The sequence below is a fragment of the Pseudomonas sp. HD6422 genome, from assembly GCF_025377065.1.
Taxonomy (GTDB): Bacteria; Pseudomonadota; Gammaproteobacteria; order Pseudomonadales; family Pseudomonadaceae; genus Aquipseudomonas; species Aquipseudomonas putida_U.
In genome coordinates, this window is record NZ_JAHWIW010000001.1 from 33,424 (window position 1) to 58,996 (window position 25,573).

25 protein-coding genes, 5 tRNA genes and 1 pseudogene are annotated in these 25,573 nt (G+C 63.4%); 17 read left to right on the top strand and 14 right to left on the bottom strand.

Annotated elements, in window-relative coordinates; translation table 11 throughout:
• Positions 1-65 precede the first annotated feature (65 nt).
• Together KY379_RS00195 and KY379_RS00200 are read right to left on the bottom strand one after the other, a co-directional pair.
• A complete protein-coding gene (locus KY379_RS00195; RefSeq protein ID WP_133330852.1) occupies positions 66-1,256 on the bottom strand; it encodes an MFS transporter in 1,191 nt (396 codons plus the stop codon).
• A gap of 47 nt (positions 1,257-1,303) precedes the next feature.
• Positions 1,304-2,053, bottom strand: coding sequence for a 3-oxoacyl-ACP reductase family protein (locus KY379_RS00200; protein WP_261240221.1), 750 nt, complete (start codon positions 2,051-2,053; stop codon positions 1,304-1,306).
• Between the two features lie 117 nt (positions 2,054-2,170).
• On the opposite strand from KY379_RS00200, the gene KY379_RS00205 reads away from it, so the two are divergent.
• Positions 2,171-3,106, top strand: a complete 936-nt coding sequence (locus tag KY379_RS00205; RefSeq protein ID WP_261240223.1) for a LysR family transcriptional regulator — start codon at positions 2,171-2,173, stop codon at positions 3,104-3,106.
• Between the two features lie 190 nt (positions 3,107-3,296).
• Here the strand turns inward: KY379_RS00205 and KY379_RS00210 are convergent, their stop codons facing one another.
• On the bottom strand, positions 3,297-3,767 hold the full coding sequence (locus tag KY379_RS00210) for a transcription elongation factor GreAB (RefSeq protein WP_397466359.1): 471 nt from the start codon (positions 3,765-3,767) through the stop codon (positions 3,297-3,299).
• Entirely contained in the window at positions 3,767-4,162 is a 396-nt protein-coding gene (locus KY379_RS00215) for a hypothetical protein (RefSeq protein WP_133331951.1), read from the bottom strand. The genes KY379_RS00210 and KY379_RS00215 overlap by 1 nt, the downstream gene beginning before the upstream one ends.
• Positions 4,163-4,342: 180 nt before the next feature.
• On the opposite strand from KY379_RS00215, the gene earP reads away from it, so the two are divergent.
• Together earP and efp are read left to right on the top strand one after the other, a co-directional pair.
• On the top strand, positions 4,343-5,476 hold the full coding sequence (gene earP / locus KY379_RS00220; protein WP_261240226.1) for an elongation factor P maturation arginine rhamnosyltransferase EarP: 1,134 nt from the start codon (positions 4,343-4,345) through the stop codon (positions 5,474-5,476).
• Positions 5,477-5,524: 48 nt separating this feature from the next.
• Positions 5,525-6,094: an elongation factor P gene (efp, locus tag KY379_RS00225; protein ID WP_013971530.1), complete on the top strand. Its 570-nt coding sequence runs from the start codon at positions 5,525-5,527 to the stop codon at positions 6,092-6,094.
• Positions 6,095-6,153: 59 nt separating this feature from the next.
• On the opposite strand, the gene KY379_RS00230 is transcribed toward efp, so the two are convergent.
• The 3 genes from KY379_RS00230 to KY379_RS00240 form a co-directional block, all read right to left on the bottom strand.
• Positions 6,154-6,582 (bottom strand): organic hydroperoxide resistance protein, encoded by a 429-nt coding sequence (locus tag KY379_RS00230; protein ID WP_133331953.1) that lies wholly within the window; start codon positions 6,580-6,582, stop codon positions 6,154-6,156.
• Between the two features lie 141 nt (positions 6,583-6,723).
• Complete coding sequence (locus KY379_RS00235; RefSeq protein ID WP_133331954.1) at positions 6,724-7,179, bottom strand: MarR family winged helix-turn-helix transcriptional regulator; 456 nt, start codon at positions 7,177-7,179, stop codon at positions 6,724-6,726.
• A gap of 57 nt (positions 7,180-7,236) precedes the next feature.
• On the bottom strand, positions 7,237-8,190 hold the full coding sequence (locus tag KY379_RS00240) for a LysR family transcriptional regulator (RefSeq protein WP_133331955.1): 954 nt from the start codon (positions 8,188-8,190) through the stop codon (positions 7,237-7,239).
• Between the two features lie 115 nt (positions 8,191-8,305).
• Here KY379_RS00240 and KY379_RS00245 point away from each other — a divergent pair, with 115 nt between their 5' ends.
• On the top strand, positions 8,306-9,055 hold the full coding sequence (locus KY379_RS00245; RefSeq protein ID WP_133331956.1) for a sulfite exporter TauE/SafE family protein: 750 nt from the start codon (positions 8,306-8,308) through the stop codon (positions 9,053-9,055).
• A 46-nt stretch (positions 9,056-9,101) separates the two neighbouring features.
• Here KY379_RS00245 and KY379_RS00250 read toward each other — a convergent pair whose 3' ends face one another.
• Positions 9,102-9,953, bottom strand: coding sequence for a LysR substrate-binding domain-containing protein (locus KY379_RS00250; protein WP_133331957.1), 852 nt, complete (start codon positions 9,951-9,953; stop codon positions 9,102-9,104).
• A 97-nt stretch (positions 9,954-10,050) separates the two neighbouring features.
• On the opposite strand from KY379_RS00250, the gene KY379_RS00255 reads away from it, so the two are divergent.
• Positions 10,051-10,269 carry a DUF1127 domain-containing protein gene (locus KY379_RS00255; protein WP_133331958.1) on the top strand — a complete coding sequence of 73 codons (219 nt, stop codon included), beginning with the start codon at positions 10,051-10,053 and terminating at the stop codon, positions 10,267-10,269.
• A gap of 126 nt (positions 10,270-10,395) precedes the next feature.
• On the opposite strand, the gene KY379_RS00260 is transcribed toward KY379_RS00255, so the two are convergent.
• Positions 10,396-11,742, bottom strand: a complete 1,347-nt coding sequence (locus tag KY379_RS00260) for a class II 3-deoxy-7-phosphoheptulonate synthase (protein WP_133331959.1) — start codon at positions 11,740-11,742, stop codon at positions 10,396-10,398.
• A 118-nt stretch (positions 11,743-11,860) separates the two neighbouring features.
• On the opposite strand from KY379_RS00260, the gene KY379_RS00265 reads away from it, so the two are divergent.
• Both KY379_RS00265 and KY379_RS00270 read left to right on the top strand, forming a co-directional pair.
• Positions 11,861-12,616 carry a spermidine synthase gene (locus tag KY379_RS00265; RefSeq protein WP_133331960.1) on the top strand — a complete coding sequence of 252 codons (756 nt, stop codon included), beginning with the start codon at positions 11,861-11,863 and terminating at the stop codon, positions 12,614-12,616.
• A gap of 398 nt (positions 12,617-13,014) precedes the next feature.
• Positions 13,015-14,719 (top strand): annotated as a pseudogene (locus KY379_RS00270) (DEAD/DEAH box helicase).
• A gap of 143 nt (positions 14,720-14,862) precedes the next feature.
• On the opposite strand, the gene KY379_RS00275 reads toward KY379_RS00270, so the two are convergent.
• Positions 14,863-15,630, bottom strand: coding sequence for a DODA-type extradiol aromatic ring-opening family dioxygenase (locus KY379_RS00275; RefSeq protein WP_133331963.1), 768 nt, complete (start codon positions 15,628-15,630; stop codon positions 14,863-14,865).
• A gap of 102 nt (positions 15,631-15,732) precedes the next feature.
• Between KY379_RS00275 and KY379_RS00280 the strand changes: the two genes are divergently transcribed.
• Entirely contained in the window at positions 15,733-16,383 is a 651-nt protein-coding gene (locus KY379_RS00280; RefSeq protein WP_261240227.1) for a thiopurine S-methyltransferase, read from the top strand.
• 80 nt (positions 16,384-16,463) lie between these two features.
• On the opposite strand, the gene htpX is transcribed toward KY379_RS00280, so the two are convergent.
• Positions 16,464-17,351 carry a protease HtpX gene (htpX, locus tag KY379_RS00285; RefSeq protein WP_261240228.1) on the bottom strand — a complete coding sequence of 296 codons (888 nt, stop codon included), beginning with the start codon at positions 17,349-17,351 and terminating at the stop codon, positions 16,464-16,466.
• Between the two features lie 232 nt (positions 17,352-17,583).
• Positions 17,584-18,795 (bottom strand): pyridoxal phosphate-dependent aminotransferase, encoded by a 1,212-nt coding sequence (locus KY379_RS00290; RefSeq protein ID WP_133331966.1) that lies wholly within the window; start codon positions 18,793-18,795, stop codon positions 17,584-17,586.
• A gap of 168 nt (positions 18,796-18,963) precedes the next feature.
• Here KY379_RS00290 and msrB point away from each other — a divergent pair, with 168 nt between their 5' ends.
• Both msrB and KY379_RS00300 read left to right on the top strand, forming a co-directional pair.
• Positions 18,964-19,365 (top strand): peptide-methionine (R)-S-oxide reductase MsrB, encoded by a 402-nt coding sequence (gene msrB, locus KY379_RS00295; protein ID WP_261240229.1) that lies wholly within the window; start codon positions 18,964-18,966, stop codon positions 19,363-19,365.
• A 2-nt stretch (positions 19,366-19,367) separates the two neighbouring features.
• Positions 19,368-19,856 (top strand): glutathione peroxidase, encoded by a 489-nt coding sequence (locus KY379_RS00300; protein WP_196173810.1) that lies wholly within the window; start codon positions 19,368-19,370, stop codon positions 19,854-19,856.
• On the opposite strand, the gene KY379_RS00305 is transcribed toward KY379_RS00300, so the two are convergent.
• Entirely contained in the window at positions 19,846-22,203 is a 2,358-nt protein-coding gene (locus KY379_RS00305) for a response regulator (protein WP_261240230.1), read from the bottom strand. The two genes, KY379_RS00300 and KY379_RS00305, sit on opposite strands and share 11 nt — an antisense overlap.
• Before the next feature lie 104 nt (positions 22,204-22,307).
• Here KY379_RS00305 and KY379_RS00310 point away from each other — a divergent pair, with 104 nt between their 5' ends.
• Together KY379_RS00310 and KY379_RS00315 are read left to right on the top strand one after the other, a co-directional pair.
• A complete protein-coding gene (locus KY379_RS00310; protein WP_133331970.1) occupies positions 22,308-23,195 on the top strand; it encodes an ATP-binding protein in 888 nt (295 codons plus the stop codon).
• Positions 23,196-23,678, top strand: coding sequence for a GAF domain-containing protein (locus KY379_RS00315; RefSeq protein WP_133331971.1), 483 nt, complete (start codon positions 23,196-23,198; stop codon positions 23,676-23,678). It begins immediately after the preceding gene.
• A 252-nt stretch (positions 23,679-23,930) separates the two neighbouring features.
• On the opposite strand, the gene KY379_RS00320 is transcribed toward KY379_RS00315, so the two are convergent.
• Entirely contained in the window at positions 23,931-24,698 is a 768-nt protein-coding gene (locus KY379_RS00320; protein ID WP_261240231.1) for a hypothetical protein, read from the bottom strand.
• 333 nt (positions 24,699-25,031) lie between these two features.
• On the opposite strand from KY379_RS00320, the gene KY379_RS00325 reads away from it, so the two are divergent.
• From KY379_RS00325 to KY379_RS00345, 5 genes are all read left to right on the top strand, one after another.
• A tRNA-Glu gene (locus KY379_RS00325) sits at positions 25,032-25,107 on the top strand.
• Positions 25,108-25,109: 2 nt separating this feature from the next.
• Positions 25,110-25,185, top strand: a tRNA-Gly gene (locus KY379_RS00330).
• Between the two features lie 92 nt (positions 25,186-25,277).
• A tRNA-Glu gene (locus KY379_RS00335) sits at positions 25,278-25,353 on the top strand.
• Between the two features lie 3 nt (positions 25,354-25,356).
• A tRNA-Gly gene (locus tag KY379_RS00340) sits at positions 25,357-25,432 on the top strand.
• Positions 25,433-25,484: 52 nt separating this feature from the next.
• A tRNA-Gly gene (locus tag KY379_RS00345) sits at positions 25,485-25,560 on the top strand.
• The last annotated feature ends 13 nt before the right edge of the window (positions 25,561-25,573 follow it).

Consider the following 25,573-nt stretch of genomic DNA (forward strand, 5'->3'; position numbering starts at 1 on the left):
GACAAAAACGTCGATCTTATCAGGCGCCCCCTGCGAAGGCTTCTCCACCCCAGGCAGGTCAACCGTCAGGCGACAGCCTGTTTGGCCCGTTTGCGTCTGCTTTCGGCCAGGCACCACACCAGCAACGCCAGCGCGCCTATCGTCAGGCCGGCCATGACGATGCCTGACCAGCCCAGGTGCTGGAACAGCTGCGTCCCCAGTAGCGAGCCCAATGCGCCGCCGATGAAATAGCAGGTGATGTAGCCGGCGTTCATGCGCGTACGTGCCTGCGGGCGCAGGGCGATGACCGCGTTCTGGTTGCTCACGTGCACCAGCTGTACCGCCAGGTCCAGCAGCAACACGCCGACCAGCAGGGCGACCAGCGAGTGCTCGGCGAAGCCCAGCGGCACCCACGACAGCACCAATGCCACCAGGCCAACGGTGGTGCCCAGCGAACCCTTGCCGCGGTCGGCCAGGCGCCCGGCCCAGTTGGCCGAGAGCGCCCCCGCCGCGCCCGCCAGGCCGAACAGCCCGATCGCGGCGTCGGAGTAGTGGTAGGGCTCACGGGCCAGGAGAAACGCCAGGGGGGTCCAGAACAGTCCGAACAGGCTGAAGGCCAACAGGCCGAGCAGTGAGCGCAGGCGCAGCAGCGGCTCTTCGACGAACAGGCGGAACACCGAGCCGATCAGCGCCGGGTAGGTCAGGCCGGCAGGGTTGTGATGTCGTGGCAGGCTGCGGTACAGGGCAATCGCGCTGACGCCCATGAGTACCGCGGCCAGCACGTAGATGCTGCGCCAGCCGCCGAGCTCGGCCATGAAGCCGGCGGCGGTGCGCGCCAGCAGGATGCCCAGCAGCAGGCCACTCATCAGCGTACCCACGGCGCGGCCGCGTTGGTGTGGCGCGCTCAAGGTGGCTGCCAGCGGCACCATGATCTGCGCCACCACCGAGAACAGCCCGGTCAGCGCGGTACCAAGGATCAGCCAGGGCAGGCTTGGCGCGCAGGCGCTGATCACCAGGCCCAGGGCGGAGAGGGTGGTCATGATCACGATCAGCCGGCGCTGCTCGAACAGATCGCCCAAGGGCGCCAACAACAACAGGCCGGCGCCGTAGCTCAATTGCGCGGCGATGACGATGCTGCCGGCACTGGCGGTACTCAGGCCGAATTGCTCGGCGATGCTGTGCAGCAGGGGTTGGGCGTAGTAATTGCTGGCCACGGCCAGACCGGTGGCCACGGCCATCAGCAGGATCAGCGCGCGGCTGAGGGTAGGGGAACTCATGGATCTCTCGAAATCAGAAAAAAACTGGGGCGTGAGGCCCCAGTTTATCAGGCGGCGAAGCCGCCATCGGCAGTCAGGCTGGCGCCGGTGATGTAGCCGGCCTCTGGGCCAGCGAGATAAGCGACGAAACTGGCGATCTCGTCCACCTGGCCATAGCGCCCGATCGCCATCAGCGGTAACAGGCTTTCGGCGAACTCGCCGCTGGCCGGGTTCATGTCGGTGTCCACCGGTCCCGGTTGCACGTTGTTCACGGTGATGCCCTGCGGGCCCAGGTCACGGGCCATGCCGCGGGTCAGGCCGACCAGTGCCGATTTGCTCATGGCATAGGGCGCGCCACCGGCGAAGGGCATGCGTTCGGCATTGGTGCTGCCGATGTTGATGATGCGTCCCCCTTGGCCCATGTAGCGTGCGGCGGCCTGACTGGCCACGAACACGCTACGCACGTTGACCGCCAGGATGCGGTCGAAATCGGCCAGGTCGAACTCGGTGACCGGGGCCACGGCCAGCACACCCGCGTTGTTGACCAGGATATCGAGGCGCCCGAAGGCCTTCACCGCGTCGTCTACCGCCAGTTGAATCGCGGCGGCGTCCGCACTGTCGGCGCGCAGGGCCAGGGCCTGTCCGCCAGTGGCCTTGATTTCTTCGGCCAAGGCATCGGCCGGGCCTGCCGAGCTGACGTAGGTAAAGGCGACCTGGGCCCCTTCGCGGGCCAGACGCCGGACGATGGCCGCACCGATACCGCGCGAGCCGCCTTGGACGAAGGCGACTTTGCCTTCGAGGTTGAGTGATGTGGACATGCTGATCTCCTGCTGGAAGCAAGGCCGGATGCCTTGGATGAGCGCAGTATCGACCGTCGATTACCTGCTGATAAGATGGCAATTGCGATTATCAGAGTAAACCTTTGGTTGGTAATCATGGCCATGGAGTCTTTCAACGCCCTCGAGTGCTTCATCCGAAGCGCCGAGGTGGGCAGTTTTGCCGAGGCGGCCCGGCGCCTGCGCATCACCCCGGCGGCAGTGGGCAAGCATGTCGCGCAGCTGGAAGCGCGTCTTGGGGTGCGGCTGTTCCAGCGTAGTACCCGCAAGCTCACTTTGACTGAAGCGGGACAGCGTTTTCTGGGTGAAGTCAGCGACAGCGTTCGCACCATCCAGTACGCCGTGGCCAATCTGGCCAGCGCCGAAGGGCAACCGGCCGGACTGCTGCGGGTGAGCATGGGCACGGTGTTCGGGCGGCTGTACGTGCTGCCGTTGTTGGGCGAGTTCCTGCGGCGGTATCCGGCGATCGTCCCGGACTGGCACTTCGATAACCGTCAGGTGGATCTGATCGGCCAGGGTTTCGACGCCGCCATTGGCGGCGGTTTCGAGCTACCGCTGGGCGTGGTGGCGCGCAAGCTGGCGCCAGCGCATCGGGTGCTGGTCGCCGCTCCCGCTTATCTGGAGCGTCACGCACCTATCGACGATCCCCAGGCGCTGCAGCGCCATGACGGGATCCTGATCCGCTCTCCGCAGACCGGGCGGGTTCGTTCCTGGCCATTGACCAGCCGTGGGCAGGAGGAACAACCCTTGCGGTTGCGTCAGGCGATGACCATGAGCGATTCGGATGCCGCGTGCGTGGTGGCGCAGCAGGGATTGGGGATCGCCCTGGTCAGCTTGCCATTCGTCGTGCCCTATCTGGAGGCCGGCAGCTTGCAGCGTGTGTTGCCGGACTGGTACGTGAACGACGGGCACATCAGCCTGTATTACGCCGAGCACAAGTTATTGCCGGGCAAGACCCGGGCGTTCATCGATTTTGTCGTGGAGCAGTTTGCCGAACGGGAGTGGGCCAGGCGCTTCGATGCGTTGACCGAGTAGACGATCACTCAGCCCCTCTGCGCTGAGAACTGTGGCCACTGTGTGCGGGCTTGTCCCGCGAATGGGGCGACGCGGTGAATGGCACCGGCTTCGCCGGTGTTCGCGGGACAAGCCCGCTCCCACTGAGCCAAGCTGATCAATGAGTTATGTTTTGTTCTATGAGAGCGGGCCTGCCGGTGAAGAGGCCGGTTCAGACGACCTCAACGATATAGAACACCTGCGCCCCCAGCCCCAGCTCATCATCGACCTTCTTGCCGACCAGCTGCTGCCCCAGTGGCGAGCGCGGCGTGATCACCGTCACCAGCCCATCGCCTTGGCCAATCTTCAGCCCCGCCGCCTCTGGGCCGAGGAACAGCCGCCGCCGCTCGCCCTGTTCATCTTCAAGGATCACCAGGTTGCTCACCTGCACACCCCGCGCGGGGTCGTAATCGCGTAACAGCAGTTGCTGATAGGTCAGTAGCGCCTGGCGGATCTCAGCCGTGCGCCGGGCCTGGCCGGTCGCCAGGTAGGAGGCTTCCAGGCCGAGGGTGTCGTACTTGTTCTCGGCGATGTTCTCTTCGGCGGTGGCCGCTTCGTACGCCGTCTGGGCCGCACGGCGTAGCACCTCCATATCGGCTTCGAGGGCGGTGACGATACCCTCGAGCAGTGTGACCTTGTCGATCATCGGTAGCAGAACTCCAGCACGTTGGCCTGACTCTTGTCGGTCGGCGCGGTACGGTTCTGCTGCAACCAGAACTGGCACTTGGGACTGTTCAGGTTGCGCGGGTTGCCTTGGGCGGCTTCGGCGGCTTGTTGCAGTTCCTGCTTGTGCAAGATGTCCTTGTAGCGTTCGAACATCTCGGCCTGGGCGTCGGCCGGTGCGGCGCTCGGCGTTACCGGACGGGCCAGGGAGGGCGCCACTACGGCAGCGACCGGCTGCGCCTGCTCGGGCCAGAAACGCAGGGCCAGCCATGCGCTCACGGCCACTGCCACGGCACCCAGCCACAGGCCAAGGGCCACGCAGAGGATCAGTTGCACGGGCTTGAGGGTAATCTTCAGTTCACGCGGGCGCGGCATGGCAGCCTCCTGGCAAGGCGGGTCGAGCGCTATTGTGGCATGGCCTCGGCTGGTTTTTTCAGAGGCAGTGCTTTAACCCAGGATAAATTATCCGCAGAATTCGCGGTTTACCTGAGGGGCAAGGGCGGGGCACTTGACATCCTCCCCGCACTAAAGTCCGGTATCTCGCGGAGAAAACCGATGAAAACCAGCTGGGACATCTTCTGCACGGTCGTCGATAACTATGGCGACATTGGCGTCACCTGGCGCCTGGCCCGGCAACTGGTGGCCGAGCATGACCTGGCGGTGCGCCTGTGGGTGGACGACCTGGGCGCCTTCGTGCCGCTGTGTCCAGGAGCCGATGCGAGCGCCGCGCAGCAGTGGCAGCAGGGCGTCGAAGTGCGCGCCTGGCCGGCCCCGTGGCAGCCAGCCGAGCCTGCCGACGTGGTCATCGGAGCGTTTGGCTGCCAATTGCCCGAGGCCTACATCGAGGCCCTGGCCCAGCGCCGCACGCTTGCGCTGTGGCTCAACCTCGAATACCTCAGTGCCGAGGACTGGGTCGAAGGCTGCCATGGTTTGCCATCGCCGCAGCCGGGCGGCCTGCGCAAGGTGTTCTTCTTCCCCGGTTTCACCGACAGGACTGGTGGGCTGCTGCGCGAAGGCACCTTGCTGGCGCGCCGGGCCGCGTTCGAAACCGAGCCGGGCCCGCGCGCCGCCTTTCTGGCCGGGCTCGGCGTGCAGCCCGAGGCCGGGGCGCGGCTGATCTCGCTGTTCGCTTACGAGAACGCGCAATTGGGCGGCTGGCTCGATGCCCTTGCCGAAGATGCCCGCCCCAGTCACCTGCTGGTGCCCCAGGGGCGTATCCTTGGTGACCTGTGTGCCTGGCTCGGCGAGGATTCACTGGCAGTGGGGGCATGCCGCGTGCGCGGTTCGTTGACCGTGCAGATCCTGCCCTTCGTCAGCCAGGACGACTACGACCGGCTGCTTTGGAGTTGCGACTTCAATGCCGTGCGCGGCGAGGATTCGTTCGTCCGCGCGCAGTGGGCAGGACGTCCGCTGCTGTGGCACATCTACGTCCAGGAAGAGAATGCCCACTGGGAAAAACTCGAAGCGTTCCTCAAGCTTTATCGCCAGGGGTTGTCGGAAACTGCCGGCGAGGCGTTGGTCGCGCTGTGGCGGGCCTGGAACATGCATCGCGACATGAACCCGGCCTGGCGCGCTGTGCTGACGCACTGGGACGAACTGCAGGCGCATGCCCGTCAATGGTGCGCCAATCAGGCCGCTCAGCCGGACCTTGCCATGAAGCTGGTACAGTTTTACCGAAATTGGCTATGATACGCGGCCTCGATTTTTATAAATCCATCCAGATTCGGATACTTCGTAATGAAAACTGGTAAAGAACTGAAACCCGGTACCGTACTGCGTATCGACAACGACCCGTGGCTGGTACAGAAAGCTGAGTTCACCAAGTCGGGCCGTAACAGCGCGATCATGAAGACCAAGCTGAAGAACCTGCTGACCGGCTACAAGACCGAAACCGTCTACGGTGCGGACGACAAGCTGGACGACGTGATCCTGGATCGCAAAGAAGCGACCCTGTCGTTCATCAACGGTGACGAATACACCTTCATGGACACCACCGACTACACCATGTACGAGCTGAACGCCGAAGACATCGAGGCCGTTCTGCCGTACATCGAAGAAGGTATGGAAGACGTCTGCGAAGCCGTGTTCTTCGAAGGCCGTCTGGTATCGGTAGAACTGCCGACCACCATCAGCCGTCAGGTCGTCTACACCGAGAACGCTGCTCGCGGCGACACCTCGGGCAAGGTGATGAAGCCTGCCAAGCTGAAGAACGGTACCGAGATCTCGGTTGCCGACTTCATCCAGATCGACGAGTGGATCGACATCGACACTCGCGACAACAGCTTCAAAGGCCGTTCCAAGAAGTAATTCTTCTTGCGACGAGCACGAAAAACCCGGCCTTGGCCGGGTTTTTTTGTGCCTGCGGTTTACACCGTCACGTGCAGTCGCACATCGACATTGCCGCGGGTGGCGTTGGAGTAAGGGCAAACCTGGTGCGCCTTTTCCACAAGTCCTTCGGCATCGGCCTGGGCCAGGCCCGGCAGGTTGATGTGCAGATCGATGTCCAGACCGAAACCACCAGGAATCTGGCCGATACCCACCTTGGCGGTGATCGAGGCATCGGCGGGCAGGGCTTTTTTCTCCTGGCCGGCGACGAACTTCAGGGCGCCGATGAAGCAGGCCGAGTAACCGGCGGCGAACAGCTGCTCGGGGTTGGTGCCTTCACCGCCCGCGCCGCCCAGTTCCTTGGGGGTGCTGAGCTTGACTTCGAGCTTGCCGTCGCTGGCGCGGGATTTGCCGTCGCGCCCGCCAGTGGAGGTGGCTTCGGCGATGTACAGCGGAGTGACCTTTTGCATCTTGAGCCTCGTGAGTGTGCTGTGCGCCCGGGGTATCCGGACCGCTTCGGGTGAGTACGGGATTTAAATTAGCGCGCAATTAGTTAGCGCGCAAGATAAATATTCGACCGTTTGTCCGACGGCCATTTCACAGCGTAGTCGTCAGAGCTTTTTTTGCAGGTTGTCGCGCAGTTCGAGCAATTCTGCCTGCAGCTGGCGCAGGCGTTCGACGGATTTGCCGCTGGCTTCGAGGATGCACTGCGGTACGCGCTTGGCCTGCTCGCGCAGTGCCTGGCCCTTGTCGGTCAGTTGCACGAGCACCACGCGTTCATCTTCGCGGCTGCGCGTGCGCTTGAGCAGGCCTTCGCTTTCCAGGCGCTTGAGCAGCGGGGTCAGCGAGCCTGGATCGGTGAGCAGGCGCTGGCTGATCTCACCGACGGTGAGACCGTCCTGCTCCCACAGCACCAGCATCGCCAGGTATTGCGGGTAGGTCAGGCCCAAGGCCTGCAACAGCGGTTTGTAGACCTTGGTCATGAGCAACGAGGTCGAGTGCAGGGCGAAACAGACCTGGTTGTTCAGCAGCAGCTCGTCACAGGGGGCTTGTATGTCGGCGTTCATGCAGGTCCTTGAATTCAATCAGATGAGAATCTAGCACGCTGAAGGTTGGCGCGCTCACTACCAACGTAATTCGCTGCGCAGCGCCAAGTCCCACGGCGGGACCGGGCTGAACCGGCTCTTGAGAAATTCGAGCAGCAAACGGCTGCGAGAGTTCGTTTCATGTTCCAGGCGCAATGCATAGATGCCACTGTTCTCCGCTTCAGGCAGGCCGTTCTGGCAAAACAACGGCACCAACTCGCCGCGCAGCAAGTATTCGCTGACCAGCCAGGTGGGTAGGTGGGCGATGCCTAGGCCCCTGATCGCTCCGAACAGCAGGGTCTCGGCATTGTTGGCGGTCATGCGCATGCGCGTCGGCTTGTACAGCCGGGCCTGTCCGGCGACGTTGAAGCGCCAGGCGAACGGCGGCGCCAGGCCGGCCCAGTCGAGGCCGTCGTGGTCCGCCAGTTCGCTGGGGCAGCTCGGCATGCCGCGGCTGGCCAGGTAGGCGGGGCTGGCGCAGGCGATGCGTACCATGTAGGCCAATGGCGTGGCCACCAGGCGGGTATCGGCCAGGGGGCCGGCACGTAGCACCAGATCGACTTCGCCCAAGTGGCTGCCACGCAGGTCGACGAAGCTGTCGATCAGGCGAAGTTGCACGTCGAGACCCGGATAGGCCACCAGGAAGTCGGCGATCGCCGGAGCCAGGTGGCGACGACCGAACGGGGCCGGCGCGTCGACCCGGATCAGGCCTTCCGGGGCGTTGCTCAGCGACACCGCCTCGGCCCGGGCCAGGCGCAGCTCTTCGAGGATACGCCGAGCCCGTTCGGCGAATGCGTTGCCGGCCGGGGTAGCGCGCACGGCGTGGGTGCTGCGAGTGAACAGGCGACTGCCTACGGCCTGCTCCAGGCTGTCGATGCGCCGGGCCACGGCGGACGGCGTCAGTGGATGGCGGCGGGCCGCGGCGGAGAAGCTGCCGGTTTCCAGTACGTCGAGAAACAGACTCAACTGATCGGTGAGGGTATCGGGGTTCATGGGCTACCGTGCTTGTGCATGAAACGCAAAGCCATTGTGCGCTGCTGTGCGTTTCCCCGCCAGTTGGCAGTCGTTAGCATTGCTCGGATTGAAAGTACAGGCGGATGAGGCCCTGATGATCGAGTGGTTGATGTATATCGTGCTGGGCGCCGCCCTGGGGACCATGGGTGGCTTGTTCGGCATTGGCGGCGGGCTGATCGCCATCCCGGCGCTGGGTGTGTTGTTCGGCCTGGACCAGCAGGTCGCCCAAGGGACTGCGCTGGTGATGGTGGTGCCCAATGTGCTGCTGGCGTTGTGGCGCTATCACCAGCGTAATCGCATCGAATTGCGCCACGCCTTGCCGCTGTCGCTGTGCAGCCTGGTGTTCGCCTGGCTGGGGTCGCTCTTCGCAGTGGGGCTCGATGCCCACTCGATGCGGCTGGGGTTCGTCGGCTTCCTGGTAGCGCTGGCAGCGTGGAACGTGGCGAGGATGTTCCTCAAGGTCGCCCCGGCCAGCAACGAGCTGCGCTATGCCTGGCCCTGGCTGGGGGTCTTGGGTAGCTTCGCCGGCGCCATGGGGGGCTTGTTCGGCGTGGGCGGGGCCGTGGTGGCCACGCCGATCCTGACCAGCGTATTCGGCACCACCCAGGTGGTGGCTCAAGGCTTGTCGTTGGCACTCGCCGCGCCGAGCACTTCGGTGACCCTGGTCACCTACGGCCTGCACCACAGTGTCGACTGGAGCATCGGGATCCCCTTGGCGGTCGGTGGTTTGCTGAGCATCAGCTGGGGGGTGAAGCTGGCTCATGCACTGCCGGAAAAGGTCTTGCGCGGGATGTTCTGCGTCTTCCTGGTGGTGTGCGCGGTGATGTTGGCTTACGAGCTTTGAGCGCACTGGCACGATCGCAGCCAAGCCGGCGCCGAGCGCCTTGGGTTCACTGGAATCCTTCGACGATGTAGTCGGCCATGCAATCAATGATCGGTGACTGGCTTTGCGAATTGCGCAGGAGCATCACATTGGCCATCGGTAGCTCCGGCAGCCCCTCGTTTTCCCCCAGGATGCGCACGTTGCCGCCAATCAGGCTCTGCAACTGCGCGGTCACCGCAAGCCCTGCCGTGACCACGGCGAAAATTGCCGCCAGGCTGGGGCTGGTGTAGGCAACGCGGTAATCGATACCTTGGGTTTCCAGCGCATTGCAGGTCCAGGCTCGGCAGAAGCAATCGGTGTTGAACAGCGCCAAGGGCATGGGCCGCTGCTCGTGGGGGCAGAAGCCTTCGGCGGCGGCCCAAACCAGTCGCTCCTGGCGCAACAACTGGCCGACCTCGTTGCCGGGTTCGCGGGTGACGATAGTCAGGTCCAGATCCTGGCGCAGCATCAATTGCTTCGACGAGTCGCAGTGCACCTCGACCTGCACCAGCGGGTAGGACTGGGCGAAGCTGGAAAGAATGGTCGGCAGGAAGCGCATGGCATAGTCGTCAGGCGTGCCGATGCGCACCAGTCCGACCATGTGCGGCATGCGCAGGGTATTGAACACCTCGCCGTGCAGCTTGAGGATGCGCCGGGCATAGCCCAACAACACTTGCCCTTCGGCGGTCAGGCGCACCTGGCGGCCGTCACGCAGGAACAGCTGGCGCTGCAGGATGTCCTCCTCCAGGCGCTTCATCTGCATGCTCACCGCCGACTGGGTGCGGTTGACCACTTCCCCGGCGCGGGTGAAGCCGCCTTGCTCGGCGATGGCGACGAAGGTGCGCAGCACATCCGCGTCGAGGCTCTGGTACTGAGACATTGCATCAATCTCCGAGATGGATCGCATCAGAAACATTCGTTGGATTGATCTTAAGCCCAGGATGAAACTGAAGCCATCGAACACGGAGGGCTTCACGATGAAAGGTCATGTCAGCAGCATCCAACAACCTGCCTTTTCTTTTTCCCATCTGTGGCACAGGCTGCTTCAGCGTGTGACACGTTGGCAGCAGCTGTATCGCCAGCGGCGCGAACTGGCCAGCCTCGGCGATGAGACCTTGAAGGATCTGGGATTGAGTCGGGCGGACATCATGCAGGAAGCCGAGCGGCCGTTCTGGGATGATCCGCTGCGTAAATGAAGAGTTCGTCGATAGATTGTGGGTGTCTAGAAGATCGAGCGCTGCGCGGGCGGCGCTCGATATATGCGCCCCCACAACCCTCCAGCGCACACCCTCAAAACACCCGTCCCCCTAATCCCCCAAACCTCAGCGCCGAACTTGTTTCAAGGTCTCGGCAATCAGAAACGCCAGTTCCAGCGACTGATCGGCGTTCATGCGCGGGTCGCAGTGGGTGTGATAGCGATCGGACAAGGCATCTTCGGTGATCGGTCGCGCACCACCAATGCATTCGGTGACGTTCTGCCCGGTCATCTCGATGTGAATGCCACCGGCATGGCTGCCCTCGGCCTGGTGCACCTGGAAGAACTGCTTCACCTCGTCGAGGATCTGCGCGAAATCGCGAGTCTTGTAGCCGCTGCTGGCCTTGATGGTGTTGCCGTGCATCGGGTCGGAGCTCCACAGCACCTTGCGCCCCTCGCGCTCGACGGTGCGAATCAACCCAGGTAGATGGTCGCCGACCTTGCCGGCGCCCATGCGCACGATCAGGTTCAGGCGGCCAGGATCGTTGAGCGGGTTGAGGATATCGATCAGGCGGATCAGCTCCTCGGGGTTCATGCTCGGGCCGACCTTGACGCCGATCGGGTTGTGCACGCCGCGCAGAAACTCGACATGGGCGCCGTCGAGCTGGCGGGTGCGGTCGCCGATCCACAGCATGTGCGCCGAGCAGTCGTAGTAGTCCCCGGTCAGGCTGTCACTGCGCACGAACGCTTCTTCATAGTTGAGCAGCAAGGCTTCGTGTGCGGTGAAGAAACTGGTTTCACGCAGTTGCGGGGCGCTGTCCAGGCCACAGGCGCGCATGAAGGCCAGGGTCTCGTCGATGCGGTTGGCCAGTTGATGGTATTTGTCGGCCAGCGCCGAGTTGGCGATGAAGTCCAGGTTCCACTTGTGCACCTGGTGCAGGTCGGCAAAGCCACCCTGGGCGAAGGCGCGCAGCAGGTTGAGACTGGCAGTGGCCTGGTGGTAGGCCTGCAGCAGGCGATCCGGGTCGGGTACGCGGCTCTTGGCGTCGAAACCGATGCCGTTGACGATGTCGCCACGGTAGGCGGGCAGGGTGATGTCACCGATGGTCTCGTCGTTCGCCGAGCGCGGCTTGGCGAACTGGCCGGCCATGCGTCCGACCTTGACCACCGGGCAGCCGGCGGCGAAGGTCATGACGATGGCCATCTGCAACAGCACCTTGAAGGTGTCACGGATCTTTGCCGCAGAGAACTCGGCGAAGCTTTCCGCACAGTCCCCGCCCTGCAGCAGGAAGGCGCGGCCTTCGGTGACCTCGGCGAACTGTCGGCGCAACTCTCGCGCCTCGCCGGCGAACACCAGCGGCGGGTAACTGGCCAGGGTCTGCTCGACCCGCGCCAGGTGGGCGGCGTCGGGGTAGGTCGGTTGCTGCTGGATCGGCAGGGCGCGCCAGCTGTCGGGGCTCCACGGGTGGTTCATCACGGGCTCGATCAGGTAGAGGATAGGCTGACTGCCATGGTAACAGCTGGCGCTGTGCTTGTTGCATCCGGGGCGTTGACGGACAATGCGCGTTTTGCGCGGGCAGGTGGCGGGTCACATGGCGACGGAGCGGGAAGAGCGGCTGTTGGCGCGGGTCGAGGATGCCTTCGGCGTCATCAGCGTCTACGAGGTGGAGGACTATCGCTTTCTCGAATTCGGCGATGCCATCGAGCAGAGCTGTGTGTTCACCGCCGATCCCAGCTGGCTGGAGTACGACTACACCCGGGCGATGCTGGTCGGCGCGCTGTGCCACGAGCAGCCGGAGAGCGCCCTGTTCCTGGGGCTGGGCGCCGGTACCCTGACCCAGGCGTGCATGAAGTTCCTGCCCCTGGAGGACATCGAGGCCATCGAACTGCGCCCGGACGTGCCGCGCCTGGCCATGGAATTTCTGGGTCTGGACGACGATCCGCGCCTGTACGTGCGTACCGGCGATGCCTTGGAGTTGCTGCCCACGGCGGAGAAGACCGACCTGTTGTTCGTCGACCTCTACACCGACCACGGCCCAGGCGTCGGGCATCTGGCCTGGGGCTTCCTGGAAAACTGTCAGAAGCAGCTCAACGCCGGTGGCTGGCTGGTGATCAACCAGTGGGCCGGCGACGATGGACGGCCGCTCGGGGCGGCGCTGCTGCGCGGCTTGTACCATCGGCATTACTGGGAGCTGCCGGTGAAGGAGGGCAATGTGATCCTGCTGGTGCCGGCGGATCTGGAGCAGCAGTTGGACCTGGACGGCCTGCGGGCACGGGCCGCGGCCTTGGCGCCGCGGTTGGGGTACAGCCTTGAAGGCCTGATTCGGGAGATTCGGCCGGCTAGCTGACAGACCGCATCGTCCCTTTCGCGGGCAAGCCCGCTCCCACAGGGACGGCGTCGCTTCTGAAACGAGCGATGATCCTGTGGGAGCGGGCTTGCCCGCGAAGGGGACGACGCAGTATTTCAAAAATGAATCGTTTCAGCGCCCTAGAGCGGAAGCTGCGATCATGGCCGGTAACCGCAAAAAATTTCCTCACTGTCTCCGCCCAATTCAGGTATAGTACGCGCCGGTCTTTTAGCGGACCTCAAAATCAGGTGGTGCAAATCCTCCGAGTCCAGCTTCGGCTGCGCGTCCGCTAGGCGGACCTTCCCAAGTTTTTCTTTTTCAATCGTTTTCGCAAATCCCCGCCGCCAAAGCTGCCTGGGTGACCTTCTGGTCTTTCAAGGCATGTGCAGCTTTGGAGCATGGGTCTTTGCGGATGCACCTAGAGGCAGACCCATGACCCAGGAAACCGGCGGCTTCGCCGCTCTCGATCTTAATCCGAACATTGTTGCCGCCGTTCTGGCTACCGGCTACGAAGAGCCGTCGGCCATTCAGCAACAATCGATCCCGATCATCCTCGCCGGTCACGACATGATCGGCCAGGCGCAGACTGGCACCGGCAAGACCGCTGCCTTCGCCCTGCCGATCCTCAACAAGATCGATGTGAGCAAGCGCGAACCGCAAGCCCTGATCCTGGCGCCAACCCGTGAGTTGGCGCTGCAAGTAGCCACCGCTTTCGAAACCTACGCCAAGCAGATGCCGGGCGTGAACGTGGTGGCCGTATACGGTGGTGCCCCGATGGGCCCACAGCTGCGTGCCATCCGTAACGGCGCGCAAATCGTCGTGGCCACCCCGGGCCGTCTCTGCGACCACCTGCGTCGCGACGAGAAAGTCCTGTCCACCGTGCAGTACCTGGTACTGGACGAAGCCGACGAAATGCTCAAGCTGGGCTTCATGGACGACCTCGAAGTGATCTTCGATGCCATCCCGGCCAGCCGCCAGACCGTGCTGTTCTCCGCCACCCTGCCGTCGTCGATCCGCTCGATCGCCGAGCGTCACCTGCGCGAGCCCAAGCACGTCAAGATCCAGAGCAAGACCCAGACCGTCACCGCGATCGACCAGGCCCACCTGATGGTCCACGCCGACCAGAAGATCCCGGCTGTGCTGCGTCTGCTGGAAGTCGAGGAATTCGACGCGCTGATCGCCTTCGTGCGAACCAAGCAAGCCACCCTGGACCTGGCCGCCGCGCTGGAAGCCAAAGGTTACAAGGCTGCCGCGCTGAACGGTGACATCGCCCAGAACCAGCGTGAGCGCGTCATCGACTCGCTCAAGGATGGTCGCCTGGACATCGTCGTCGCCACCGACGTCGCTGCCCGTGGTCTGGACGTACCGCGCATCACCCACGTGTTCAACGTCGACATGCCGTACGACCCAGAGTCCTACGTGCACCGTATTGGCCGTACCGGTCGTGCCGGTCGTGAAGGCCGTGCGCTGCTGTTGGTCACCCCGCGTGAGCGCCGCATGCTGCAGGTGATCGAGCGTGTCACCGGGCAGAAGGTCGCTGAGGCGCGCCTGCCGAATGCCCAGGCCGTGCTGGATGCCCGTATCAAGAAGTTGACCTCGAGCCTGGCGCCGCTGGTCGCTGAAGCCGAAGCCACCCACGGCGAGCTGTTCGACCGTCTGACTGCCGACCTCGGTTGCAGTGCCCGTGCCCTGGCTTCGGCCCTGCTGCGCAAAGCCACCAATGGCCAGGCCTTGGACCTGCCGTCGGTCGAGCGCGAGCAGCCGCTGGTGCCGACCTTCACGCCGCGCGAGCGCAGCGGTGATCGTGGCGATCGCAGCGAGCGTGGTGACCGTGAGCGTCGTGCGCCGATGCCGCTGGCCGAAGGCCGCGTGCGTTGCCGTACTGCCCTCGGTGCCCGTGATGGCATCGCCGCCAAGAACCTGCTGGGCGCGATCCTCAACGAGGGTGGCCTGGCACGTGATGCCATCGGCCGCATCCAGGTGCGCGACAGCTTCAGCCTGATCGAGCTGCCGGAAGATGGCCTGGAGCGTCTGTTGTCCAAGCTCAAGGACACCCGCGTGGCAGGCAAGCAGTTGAAGCTGCGTCGCTACCGCGAGGATTGATCCTGGCGCAATGAAAAAATCCCCGGCCTAGGTCGGGGATTTTTTTGCCTTTTTGGGGCTGCTTCGCAGCCCATCGCGGCACAAGGCCGCTCCTACAGGTACTGCGCTGCGACTGAAGGAGCGGCCTTGCGCTTCGGCAATCGTCAGTCGAACCGATAGATATCCATCCCCAGCGCGCCCAGGGTGAAGCCCTGGTGCACCACCCCGAACCTGTCCCCAGCCCCGAGGGCGAAGAACAGTGGCAGCAAATGCTCGTCGCTGGGGTGGTTGCGCCGTGCAAACGGCGCCTGCTGGCGATAATCGAGCAGCGCTGCCTGGTCGTTTTCCGTCAGTCGTTCTACCACCCAGTCACGAAACGCCAGCGCCCAAGGCTCGATCACATCCGGCCCGGCATGCCAGTCCAGTTCGCCCAGGTTGTGGGTGATGCTGCCCGAACCGATCAGCAGGATGCCTTGGTCGCGCAAGCCTGCCAGGGCCTGCCCGACCTTGACCTGCAGGGCCGGCCCCAGGCGGCTTGGCAGCGATACCTGGATCACCGGAATGTCGGCCTGTGGATACATCAACGACAACGGCACCCAGGCGCCATGGTCGAAGGGCCTTTGCGCATCCAGGCGCGCCGGCAGGCCGGCCTCCTTGAGTCGGTCACTCACTTGGGCAGCCAACTGTGGCTCGCCTGGTGCCGGGTACTGCACCGCATACAGCGCTGCGGGGAAGCCGTAGAAGTCATGCCAGGTCTCCGGCTGGGCGGCAGCGGTCACCAGCAGCTCCTGGCTCTCCCAGTGCGCCGAGACCACCACGATCGCCTTCGGCCTCGGCAGGGCATTGGCCAGACCGGCCAGCGCCGGCCCGCTGGCCCCGGGTTGCAAGGCGAGCATGGGCGAGCCATGGGAAATGAACAGGCTGGGAAGCATGATGGCGGTCCTGAGGTTTAAGATGTGATTATCTTCGGTCAGCTACCGATCGAAATCCAAATCAAGATTTACCCTTAATCCATCGAAAAATCGGGAGTGATCATGGAGCCAGCGTTCTGGCAGAAACGGTGGGCCGATAACCAGATCGGTTTTCACCGCGAAGACGTCAACCCCTTTCTAGAGGCCCACTGGCGCACCCTTGCGCTGGCCTCCGGCGCGCGGATTCTGGTGCCGTTGTGTGGCAAAAGCGTGGATATGGCCTGGTTGGCGGGGCAGGGCTACCGGGTGCTGGGGGTGGAGCTTTCGCGCCGTGCGGTCGAAGACTTCTTCGGCGAGCAGGGGCTGCAGGCCGAAGTCACCGTGCAGGGCGCGTTCGAAGTCTGGCGTAGCGGTGACGTGGAAGTCTGGTGCGGCGACTTCTTCGACTTGCGGGCGCAGGATGCTGGCGACTGTTTCGGGCTTTACGACCGGGCGGCGTTGATCGCCCTGCCAGCAGAGATGCGCGAACGCTACATGGCGCATCTGTCGGCGTTGCTGCCGACGGGGTGCCAAGGGCTGTTGTTGACCATGGATTACGACCAGCAGCTGCTCGATGGGCCGCCGTTTGCGGTGGCCGATGGCGAGGTGAGGCGAGGGTACGCAGGGGGTAATGTTCAGGTGCTGGATGAGCGGGAAGTGATCGGGGAAAGCCCGAAATTCCTCCAGGCTGGGGTGCCCAGTGTGGTGGAGCGGGTGTATCGGGTCGGTTTCTGAGCTTGTCTGTGCTGGCCCTTTCGCTGGCAGACAAACAACAAGGGCGACCGAAGTCGCCCTTGTTTGCATCACACGGCCCATCAACCGCGGCGGCGCAGGGCCTCGATGCGGTCTTCCAGTGGCGGGTGGCTCATCAGCAGGCCGGCCAGGCCATGCTTGAGGCCGCCATTGATGCCGAACGCCTTGAGGGTGTCGGGCATGTGCACGGGCAGTCCCTGTTCGACGCGCAGGCGCTGCAGGGCGCCGATCATCGCAGCGGTGCCGGCCAGGTTGGCGCCGGCTTCGTCAGCGCGGTACTCGCGGCGGCGCGAGAACCACATGACGATCATGGTGGCCAGGATGCCGAGCACCAGTTCGGCGACGATGGTCGCCACGTAGTAGGCGATACCCTGGCCTTCTTCGTTCTTGAAGATCACCTTGTCGACGAAGTTGCCGATGATGCGGGCGAAGAACATCACGAAGGTGTTCACCACGCCCTGCACCAGCGCCAGGGTGACCATGTCGCCGTTGGCCACGTGGCCGATCTCGTGGGCCAGTACCGCGCGCACTTCATCGGGCGAGAAGCGCTCTAGCAGGCCCTGGGACACTGCTACCAAGGCGTCGTTGCGGTTCCAGCCGGTGGCAAAGGCGTTGGCCTCGTAGGCCGGGAAGATACCGACTTCCGGCATGCGGATGCCGGCTTCGCGGGACAGCTCCTCGACGGTTTGCAGCAGCCACTGCTCGTGGCGGGTGCGCGGTTGGCTGATGATCTGGGTGCCGGTGGTCATCTTCGCCATCCACTTGGAGATGAACAGCGAGACGAGCGAACCGGCGAAGCCGAACACGGCGCAGAAGACCAGCAGGCGGCCGAGATCGAGGTCGATCCCATTGGCGGCCATGAACCCATTGAAGCCGAACAGGCTCAGGGTAATGCTTGCAACCAGCACCACCGCGAGGTTGGTGGCTACAAACAACAGAATGCGCATCATGGTTGTCACGTTCTCCTGACGGAAGGGTTTGTTGCGTACTGCGGGGTATATAAGGGGCCGGTGGCGCAGATTCAATGCGCCGACTATTTCAAACTGTGTACGGCGGAGTATGGCAGAGGATAGGGCGCAGGCTGTGGGACAGAGCGTTGCAGGATGTAAGAAAAGGTGCGTGTCTTGAGATATGCGCTGGCAGTGAGATCGAGCGCCGCCCGCGCAAAAACCCAGTTGAACCCTACTGCGAATAGCTCCGCAGGAAATTACCGATCCGCCCAATGGCCGCTTCCAGGTCATCCACCCGCGGCAAGGTCACCACGCGGAAATGGTCCGGCCATGGCCAGTTGAACGCGGTGCCCTGGACGATCAGCAGCTTTTCCGACAACAGCAGGTCGAGGGCGAACTTCTCGTCGTTGAGGATCGGGCACACCTTCGGGTCGATCCGCGGGAAGGCATACAGCGCGCCCATCGGCTTCACGCAACTGACACCGGGGATGTCGTTGAGCAGCTCGTAGGTGCGGTTGCGCTGCTCCAGCAAACGACCTGGCGGCAGCACCAGGTCGTTGATGCTCTGGTAGCCGCCCAGTGCGGTCTGGATGGCATGCTGGGCCGGCACGTTGGCGCACAGGCGCATGTTGGCCAGCATGTCGATACCTTCGATGTAGCTCTGGGCGTGGTGCTTGGGCCCGGAGATGATCAGCCAGCCGGAGCGGAAGCCCGCTACCCGGTACGACTTGGACAGGCCGTTGAAGGTCAGGCACAGCAGGTCCGGGGCCAGCGAGGCGGTGCTGATGTGCACGGCTTCGTCGTAGAGGATCTTGTCGTAGATCTCGTCGGAGAACACCACCAGGTTGTGCTGGCGCGCCAGTTCCAGCATGCCCAGCAGCAGCTCCTTGGAGTACACCGCGCCGGTCGGGTTGTTCGGGTTGATGATCACCAGGGCCTTGGTGTTCGGGGTGATCTTGGCCTTGATGTCTTCGAGGTCGGGGAACCAGTCGGCCTGTTCGTCGCACAGGTAGTGCACCGGTTTGCCGCCAGCCAGGCTCACGGCGGCGGTCCACAGGGGGTAGTCCGGCGCCGGAATCAGCACTTCGTCACCGTTGTTGAGCAGCGCCTGCATCGACATGACGATCAGTTCGGACACGCCGTTGCCGAGGTAGATGTCCTCGATGGTGACGCCGGCGATTTCCTTCTGCTGGCAGTAATGCATCACGGCCTTGCGCGCGCTGAACAGGCCCTTGGAATCGCTGTAGCCCTGGGCGGTGGGCAGGTTGCGGATCACATCCTGGAGGATTTCGTCCGGCGCTTCGAAGCCAAACGGCGCCGGGTTGCCGATGTTCAGCTTGAGGATGCGATGGCCTTCCTCTTCCAGGCGTTTGGCGTGCTTGAGCACCGGGCCGCGAATGTCGTAGCAGACATTGGCGAGCTTGTTCGATTTGCTGAACTGCATGATGTGATCCCGATTGAGAATACGCGGTGCGCCGTCGTCGAAAGGTTTGAAAGGGCGAGGCGCGGGTGCCAGACTTGGAGCCTTGCACACGAAGCCACCTAATATACGTGCCGCCCGCGCCAGGGAAAAGACGGCGCGAGGTGAAATTCAGCCTGCCGAGGTACCCACATGCAAAAGATCGAAAAAACCCTGGAAGAATGGAGTACGATGCTCGACCCGGCGCAGTACCAGGTCTGCCGCCTGAAGGGCACCGAGCGGCCGTTTACCGGCAAGTACAACAGCGAAAAGCGTGTCGGTACCTACAGCTGTATCTGCTGTGGCCTGGCGCTGTTCGACAGCGCGACCAAGTTCGATTCCGGCTGCGGCTGGCCGAGCTTCTACGCGCCGATCGAGGAGAGCGCGATGATCGAGATCCGCGACACCTCCCACGGCATGATCCGCACCGAGGTCACCTGCGCCCAGTGTGACGCCCACCTGGGCCATGTGTTCCCCGACGGACCACCACCGACCGGCCTGCGCTATTGCATCAACTCGGTCTGCCTGGACTTCACCCCGCGAGAAGAGGGCTGATCATGGCGACGTCGCTGCAGGACATCGCCTGCGTCACCTTGGGCGGCGAGCACAAAAAGCTCGGCGACTTCCCCGGCAAGGCGTTGCTGGTGGTCAACACCGCCAGCCAGTGTGGCTTCACTCCGCAGTACAAGGGCCTGGAGCAGCTGTGGCAGCAGTACCGCGAACGGGGCCTGGTGGTGTTGGGCTTTCCCTGCAACCAGTTCGGCAAGCAGGAGCCGGGCGAGGCGCGGGACATCGCGCAGTTCTGCGAGCGCAACTTCGGCGTGAGCTTTCCGCTGTTCCGCAAGGTCGAGGTCAATGGCCCCGCAGCCCACCCGCTGTTCGTCGAGCTCAAGCAACGGGCGCCGGGCCTGTTCGGCACGCAGAAGATCAAGTGGAACTTCACCAAGTTCCTGATCGACCCGGCCAGCGGGCAGATCAAGCGTTATGCGCCGAGCACCAAGCCTCAGGCCTTGGAGGCGGACATCGAACGCCTGCTCAGCCGTTGAGCGGCACCCAGTGGTCGATCAGCGCCAGTAGCTCTTCGCGGCGAAACGGCTTGGCCAGGTAGTCATCCATGCCCGCGGCGCGACAGCGTTCGCGCTCCTCGGGCATGGCGTTGGCGGTCAACGCGACGATCGGCAGGTCCGGCCAGCGTCCGCTGCGGCGGATCTGCCGGCTGGCTTCGTAGCCATCCATCACCGGCATGTTGCAGTCCATGAGCACGATGTCGAATTCGTCTTGCTCCAGCAGTTCCAGCGCTTCGGCACCCTGGGTGGCTAGTTGGACCTGGCAGCCGAGCTTGGCCAGCATGCCTTTGGCTACCAGCTGGTTGACCGGGTTGTCCTCCACCAGCAGCACCCGCGCGCGCCCAAGTTGCGCGGCAAGGCTGGGGCTGGCCAGCGGGTGCTCGGGTTCATGGCCCTGCAGGGTGCGGCGCAGGGTCTGATACAGGGCGTTGCGGGCCAGTGGCCGAGCCAACTGATGAAGGGGCGCCAGTGGCGTCGATTGTTCGGCTGGCAGGAAGTTGCCATAGGCGGTCACCAGCAGGATGGGCACACTGAACGCTGGGCGCAGGGCGAACAGGTGCTCCAGGTCGTCGGTGATCAACAGATCGATGGCCTGGTCAGGCACCTGCGTTGGGCTGTCGAGGCGCTGGTAGGCCAGGCCCCAGCGCGGCAGCAGGTCCTGCAGCAGTTCGCTCAGGCCGCTGCCGGAGCCGGTCAGAGCCATCACCCGGCCCTGCAAGGGGGCGGCGGCGATGGCTTCGGTATGCGGCAGCAACGGTAGCTCAGCGCAGAAGCGGCTACCGAAGCCTGCTTCCGACTGGATGTGCAGCCGGCCTTGCATGGCCTGGCACAGGTTGCGGGTCAGGGCCAGACCCAGGCCGGTGCCGCCGAACTGACGGGTGATGCCGGCGCCGGCCTGGGTGAAGGGCTGGAATATCCGCGCCTGGGCATCTTCGGGGATACCGATGCCGGTGTCCCACACCTCCAGGCGCACACCGCCGACGATCGGCGCCAGGCGCACGTCGACGCGGCCGAAACGGGTGAACTTGAGGGCATTGGACAGCAGGTTGCTGACGATCTGGCGCACCCGCGTAGGATCACCGAGCACGCTGCTGGGAAACTGCTCGGCCACCAGGCAGGTCAACTCGACGCCTTGGGCAGCGTTCTGCGACAGCAGGTTGGCGGTGTCCTCGACCATGGCGCCCATGTCGAAGGGAATGCGCTCGAGCTCCAGTTGCCCGGCATCGAACTTGGACAAGTCGAGAATATCGTTGAGCAGTTCCACCAGCACCTTGCCCGAATCGTGGGCGATCGACAGCTGCTGGCGTTGTTCGCCGGCTAGCGGACTGTCCAGGGCCAAGGCGATCATGCCGAGCATGCCATTGAGCGGGGTACGGATCTCATGGCTCATGTTGGCCAAGAATGCGGCCCGGGCCTGGGCCATGTCGAGGGCGCGCTGGCGTGCGTCGTCGAGCTCCTGGTTGGACTGGCTCAGGCGGCTGTTGCTGGCCTTGAGCTCGTTGGTGCGCGCCGAGACGATGTCTTCGAGTTCGTTGAGGTATTGGGTCAGGCGGTTTTCCGCGGTGCGTCGCTGCTGGATCTCGGTGGCCATGCTGACGAACTGCCGGTTGGCGACCTGCACCAGCACGCCGATCTCGTCGTGTTCGTGGCCGGGCGGGCATTCCACGCGGTGCTGCCGGGGCTGGCGCGGGTCGCCGCTGCTGAGGTCGGCGATCACCTTGACCAGCGGCTTGGTCAGCATGATGTAGAACAGCGCCAGGAGGATGCCGGTGAGCACCAGGCTGCGGGCGAAGCCGTTGAGCAGGGTGATCCCGGCGCGGTCGAGGAAACGGCTGCCGAAGGCGTAGGTATCGACATCCAGGTACAGCGTGCCCAGGTAGTCGTTGGGCATGTGGGCGAAGTAAAGGCGCTCGCTGAGCTGGCGCTGTTGGCCGAACAGGAAATCGCTCAGGGGGCGGTAGCGGGCTTCCAGGCGCGGACGCTCGACATCGGCCAGCACCGTTTCATTGTTGTCGATCAGCCGGGCGCGAATGATCGCCGGCGATTGCAGCAACCCGCGGGTCAGCTCCAGGGCCAGTTCCGAATCGATGTTGTAGGCGATGCGTGAGGCCGGGGTCTGGCTGATTTGCAGCAAAGCCTGCACTTCGCGGTTGATGGACGCGTCTTCGCTGGCATAATCAATGCCGATCTGGATGAGACTGAGCAATGTTCCCAGGATGAAGCCGACCAGGACTGTCAACCGGGCTTGCTTGTATGACAGGCGATTGGTGAACTTGATATCCATGAGTCCCGAGCCGGTTTCAACTCCCTTGCGCTGCGCAAGCATAGCCGATCAGCCCCGGCTGCTGGCGGGTCTGTCTGTTCATTTCAGTTGGTCGCCGAGCGGGGGCGCAACGCGGCCCCAAAAAACTGAAATTTGTAGGAGTCCTCATGGACGCTCGCTTGAATGCTTTCCTGGAACGCGCCGAATCCGTACTGGCGCGTCTCGAACCCCTGTTGCCGGCGGTCCGCCCGGACATCGACTGGACCACCACCCTGGCCGCGCGCTGGCAGCGCGATGGCCGCACGGGCTACCTGCTGCCGCTGGAAGTGAGCCTGGACATCCGCCTGAGCGACCTGATCGGCGTCGACAAGCAGCGTGAACAACTGGGCCGCAACACCCACCAGTTCATCAACGGCATGCCTGCCAACCACGCCCTCCTGTGGGGCTCGCGCGGCACCGGCAAGTCGTCGCTGGTGCGCGCCTTGCTGGCCGAGCACGCAGGTGCCGGGCTGCGCCTGATCGAAATCGAGCGCGACCACCTGGCCGACCTGCCGCGTGTGGTCGAACAACTGCAAAAACTGCCGCAACGCTTCATCCTGTTCTGCGACGACCTCTCGTTCGAAGCCGGGGAGGGCGACTACCGGGTGCTCAAGAGCGTGCTCGATGGCTCGCTGGAGCAGGCCCCGGACAACGTGCTGCTGTACGCCACCTCCAACCGCCGCCATCTGGTGCCGGAGAAAGAGAGCGACAACGAGAACTGGAAGCGCGTCGACGGCGAGCTGCACCCCAGCGAAGCGGTGGAAGACAAGATCGCCTTGTCCGACCGCTTCGGCCTGTGGCTGTCGTTCTACCCGTTCACCCAGGAGCACTTCCTGAACGTGGTCGAGCACTGGATCGGCCAGCTGGCACGCCCTGCGGGCCTGAGCTGGAGCCGCAGCGAAGAACTCGACATCCTCGCCGTGCGCTGGGCTACCGGCCGCGGTAACCGAAATGGCCGTTGTGCCTATCAGTTCGCCCGCTATTGGGTCGGGCTGCAATTGTTGGAGCAAAAGTAAATGATCGACCTCAATGCCAGTGGCGCCGGCCTCGATGGCTACAGCCTACTGGCCGCGCAAGTGCAGGCACTGTTCGCCGACGAGCGTGATTTCATCGCCAATGCCGCGCAGTTCTCGGCTTTTCTGTATAGCCAGGTCGATGACCTGAACTGGGCGGGGTTCTACCTCAATCGCAACGAAGAGCTGGTGCTCGGCCCATTCCAGGGGCAAGTAGCTTGCGTGCGCATCCCGTTCGGCAAGGGTGTGTGTGGCGCAGCTGCCGCCAGTCGGCAGACCCAACGGGTCGAGGATGTGCATGCGTTCCCAGGGCATATCGCTTGCGACAGCGCGTCGAACAGCGAATTGGTGATTCCGCTGGTGAAGGAGGGCAGGTTGATTGGTGTGCTCGATCTGGACAGCCCGAAGCTTGCGCGCTTCAGTGAGGCCGATCAGGTGGGGTTGGAGCGGCTGGCGGCGATCTTCTTGGAGCTGACTGACTGCTGATGGTTGGGTGATCTTACCGGCCTCTTCGCGGGCAAGCCCGCTCCCACAGGGACAGCGCAGATCCTGACTGTTGTGTTTATCCGGAGGGAGGGGGCAAGCCCCACAGGGACAGCGCAGATCCTGACTGTTGTGGTTTATCCGGAGGGAGGGGGCAAGTCCCACAGGGACAGCGCAGATCCTGGCTGATGCGTTTGCCCTGTGGGAGCGGGCTTGCCCGCGAAAGGGCCGGTAGCCTCAGCCCAAAACCCGGGATCAGTCGTAGATCACCCGCTTCTTCCAGGTCTCGTCCTCATCGGTCTTGAGACCATCGGTCAATTCGTTCTGCTCATCCGCCGCCGGTTCCATCTTGTCCAGCACCTGGGCATTGGCCCGCGCCAGCAATTTCTCCAGATACCGCAGCTGCTCTTCGTACTGCTTGGGCTCAGGCTGCTTGCGCAGGTACTGCACGCCACGCTCGAACGCCAGCCGCGCCTGCCCAGGTTGCTCCTGCTGCAAGGCCTGCTGGCCAAGGTTGTTGAAGAACTCGATATGCAGCAGCACCAGAATATGGCGGATCTCCTTGACCCAATACTTGGCCTCCTGGGTATTGAGAAAGCTTTCCTGGTTGGCCCGCACGATCTGCTGGTGCAGGGCTTCGAGCAAGAAGCGCACGTCCTTGGCCTTGGCCTCGGTCTGGATTGGGCTGGGCGGGTTGTTGACCGGGATCTGTTCGCCCTTGGCGATCAGTCCCTCGATCTCAGCGATGCGCGCCTTGAGGTCGCCGCTGTTCTTGTCCAGCGCCAACTGACGTTGGTTGAGGTTCAGTTCCAGGCGGGTCAGCAGCAGCTTCAATGCCGGGGTCATGAACTGGCCGGGGAAGGTCTCGGTGATTTCGCCACAACGGCGCAGGCGGTCGGCCAGCTCGACCTTCAGGCGCGCGCGTTCCAGCTTGCCGTTTTCGACCACGTTGTTGAGGTAGCCGATCACGATCAGCAATGCGATACCCGCCACGATGAGCAGTGTGATCAGAAGTGGTGTCACCGTTTACGCCTCGTCAAAAGGTTCTGCATATAGAGTGTAGGAGCCCGTGTGCTCGCCAGAGGCCCGTGCAGGCAAATCTGTGCTTGTATCGGCAAACGGCCCGATAACTGGATAGTGGCACATTAATGCCGAGGTGCCGTCAGAAAATCAACGCCAATCCTCGGACGTCGCTCGCAAGCCGCCCTCGCAGTGCCCGAAGTCATTGATTTAAATAAATTTCTACAAAAGGGTTGACGACCCGGTAAGGCATCCCTAGAATGCGCGCCACTTGCAGCGTAAAGCACTTAGCCAAACGCTCCAGGGAGTGAAAGCAAGCAGCGATGCTTGTAGCGTGTCCCCTTCGTCTAGTGGCCTAGGACACCGCCCTTTCACGGCGGTAACAGGGGTTCGAGTCCCCTAGGGGACGCCAATGCGGGAATAGCTCAGTTGGTAGAGCACGACCTTGCCAAGGTCGGGGTCGCGAGTTCGAGTCTCGTTTCCCGCTCCAGTTTCTCCGGCAACGCCTAGCGGCGGGGCAGGAAAAGAAAATCCAGTCTGAATCGTGAGGTTCATGTGCTGGTGCACTGAAAAGTGTCGTGTGTCCCCTTCGTCTAGTGGCCTAGGACACCGCCCTTTCACGGCGGTAACAGGGGTTCGAGTCCCCTAGGGGACGCCATTTGCGGGAATAGCTCAGTTGGTAGAGCACGACCTTGCCAAGGTCGGGGTCGCGAGTTCGAGTCTCGTTTCCCGCTCCAGTTTCCAAAACTATGGCGTTCATGACGGTGTAGTGGTTTTAAAAGTTTCAAAGCGGGAATAGCTCAGTTGGTAGAGCACGACCTTGCCAAGGTCGGGGTCGCGAGTTCGAGTCTCGTTTCCCGCTCCAAATCGAAAACGCC

Coding starts and splice junctions, on each gene's coding strand:
- KY379_RS00195 (WP_133330852.1), bottom strand. CDS start 1,256: ATGAGTTCCCCTACCCTCAGCCGCGCGCTGATCCTGCTGATGGCCGTG.
- KY379_RS00200 (WP_261240221.1), bottom strand. CDS start 2,053: ATGTCCACATCACTCAACCTCGAAGGCAAAGTCGCCTTCGTCCAAGGC.
- KY379_RS00205 (WP_261240223.1), top strand. CDS start 2,171: ATGGCCATGGAGTCTTTCAACGCCCTCGAGTGCTTCATCCGAAGCGCC.
- KY379_RS00215 (WP_133331951.1), bottom strand. CDS start 4,162: ATGCCGCGCCCGCGTGAACTGAAGATTACCCTCAAGCCCGTGCAACTG.
- earP (WP_261240226.1), top strand. CDS start 4,343: ATGAAAACCAGCTGGGACATCTTCTGCACGGTCGTCGATAACTATGGC.
- efp (WP_013971530.1), top strand. CDS start 5,525: ATGAAAACTGGTAAAGAACTGAAACCCGGTACCGTACTGCGTATCGAC.
- KY379_RS00230 (WP_133331953.1), bottom strand. CDS start 6,582: ATGCAAAAGGTCACTCCGCTGTACATCGCCGAAGCCACCTCCACTGGC.
- KY379_RS00235 (WP_133331954.1), bottom strand. CDS start 7,179: ATGAACGCCGACATACAAGCCCCCTGTGACGAGCTGCTGCTGAACAAC.
- KY379_RS00240 (WP_133331955.1), bottom strand. CDS start 8,190: ATGAACCCCGATACCCTCACCGATCAGTTGAGTCTGTTTCTCGACGTA.
- KY379_RS00245 (WP_133331956.1), top strand. CDS start 8,306: ATGATCGAGTGGTTGATGTATATCGTGCTGGGCGCCGCCCTGGGGACC.
- KY379_RS00250 (WP_133331957.1), bottom strand. CDS start 9,953: ATGTCTCAGTACCAGAGCCTCGACGCGGATGTGCTGCGCACCTTCGTC.
- KY379_RS00255 (WP_133331958.1), top strand. CDS start 10,051: ATGAAAGGTCATGTCAGCAGCATCCAACAACCTGCCTTTTCTTTTTCC.
- KY379_RS00260 (WP_133331959.1), bottom strand. CDS start 11,742: ATGAACCACCCGTGGAGCCCCGACAGCTGGCGCGCCCTGCCGATCCAG.
- KY379_RS00265 (WP_133331960.1), top strand. CDS start 11,861: ATGGCGACGGAGCGGGAAGAGCGGCTGTTGGCGCGGGTCGAGGATGCC.
- KY379_RS00275 (WP_133331963.1), bottom strand. CDS start 15,630: ATGCTTCCCAGCCTGTTCATTTCCCATGGCTCGCCCATGCTCGCCTTG.
- KY379_RS00280 (WP_261240227.1), top strand. CDS start 15,733: ATGGAGCCAGCGTTCTGGCAGAAACGGTGGGCCGATAACCAGATCGGT.
- htpX (WP_261240228.1), bottom strand. CDS start 17,351: ATGATGCGCATTCTGTTGTTTGTAGCCACCAACCTCGCGGTGGTGCTG.
- KY379_RS00290 (WP_133331966.1), bottom strand. CDS start 18,795: ATGCAGTTCAGCAAATCGAACAAGCTCGCCAATGTCTGCTACGACATT.
- msrB (WP_261240229.1), top strand. CDS start 18,964: ATGCAAAAGATCGAAAAAACCCTGGAAGAATGGAGTACGATGCTCGAC.
- KY379_RS00300 (WP_196173810.1), top strand. CDS start 19,368: ATGGCGACGTCGCTGCAGGACATCGCCTGCGTCACCTTGGGCGGCGAG.
- KY379_RS00305 (WP_261240230.1), bottom strand. CDS start 22,203: ATGCTTGCGCAGCGCAAGGGAGTTGAAACCGGCTCGGGACTCATGGAT.
- KY379_RS00310 (WP_133331970.1), top strand. CDS start 22,308: ATGGACGCTCGCTTGAATGCTTTCCTGGAACGCGCCGAATCCGTACTG.
- KY379_RS00315 (WP_133331971.1), top strand. CDS start 23,196: ATGATCGACCTCAATGCCAGTGGCGCCGGCCTCGATGGCTACAGCCTA.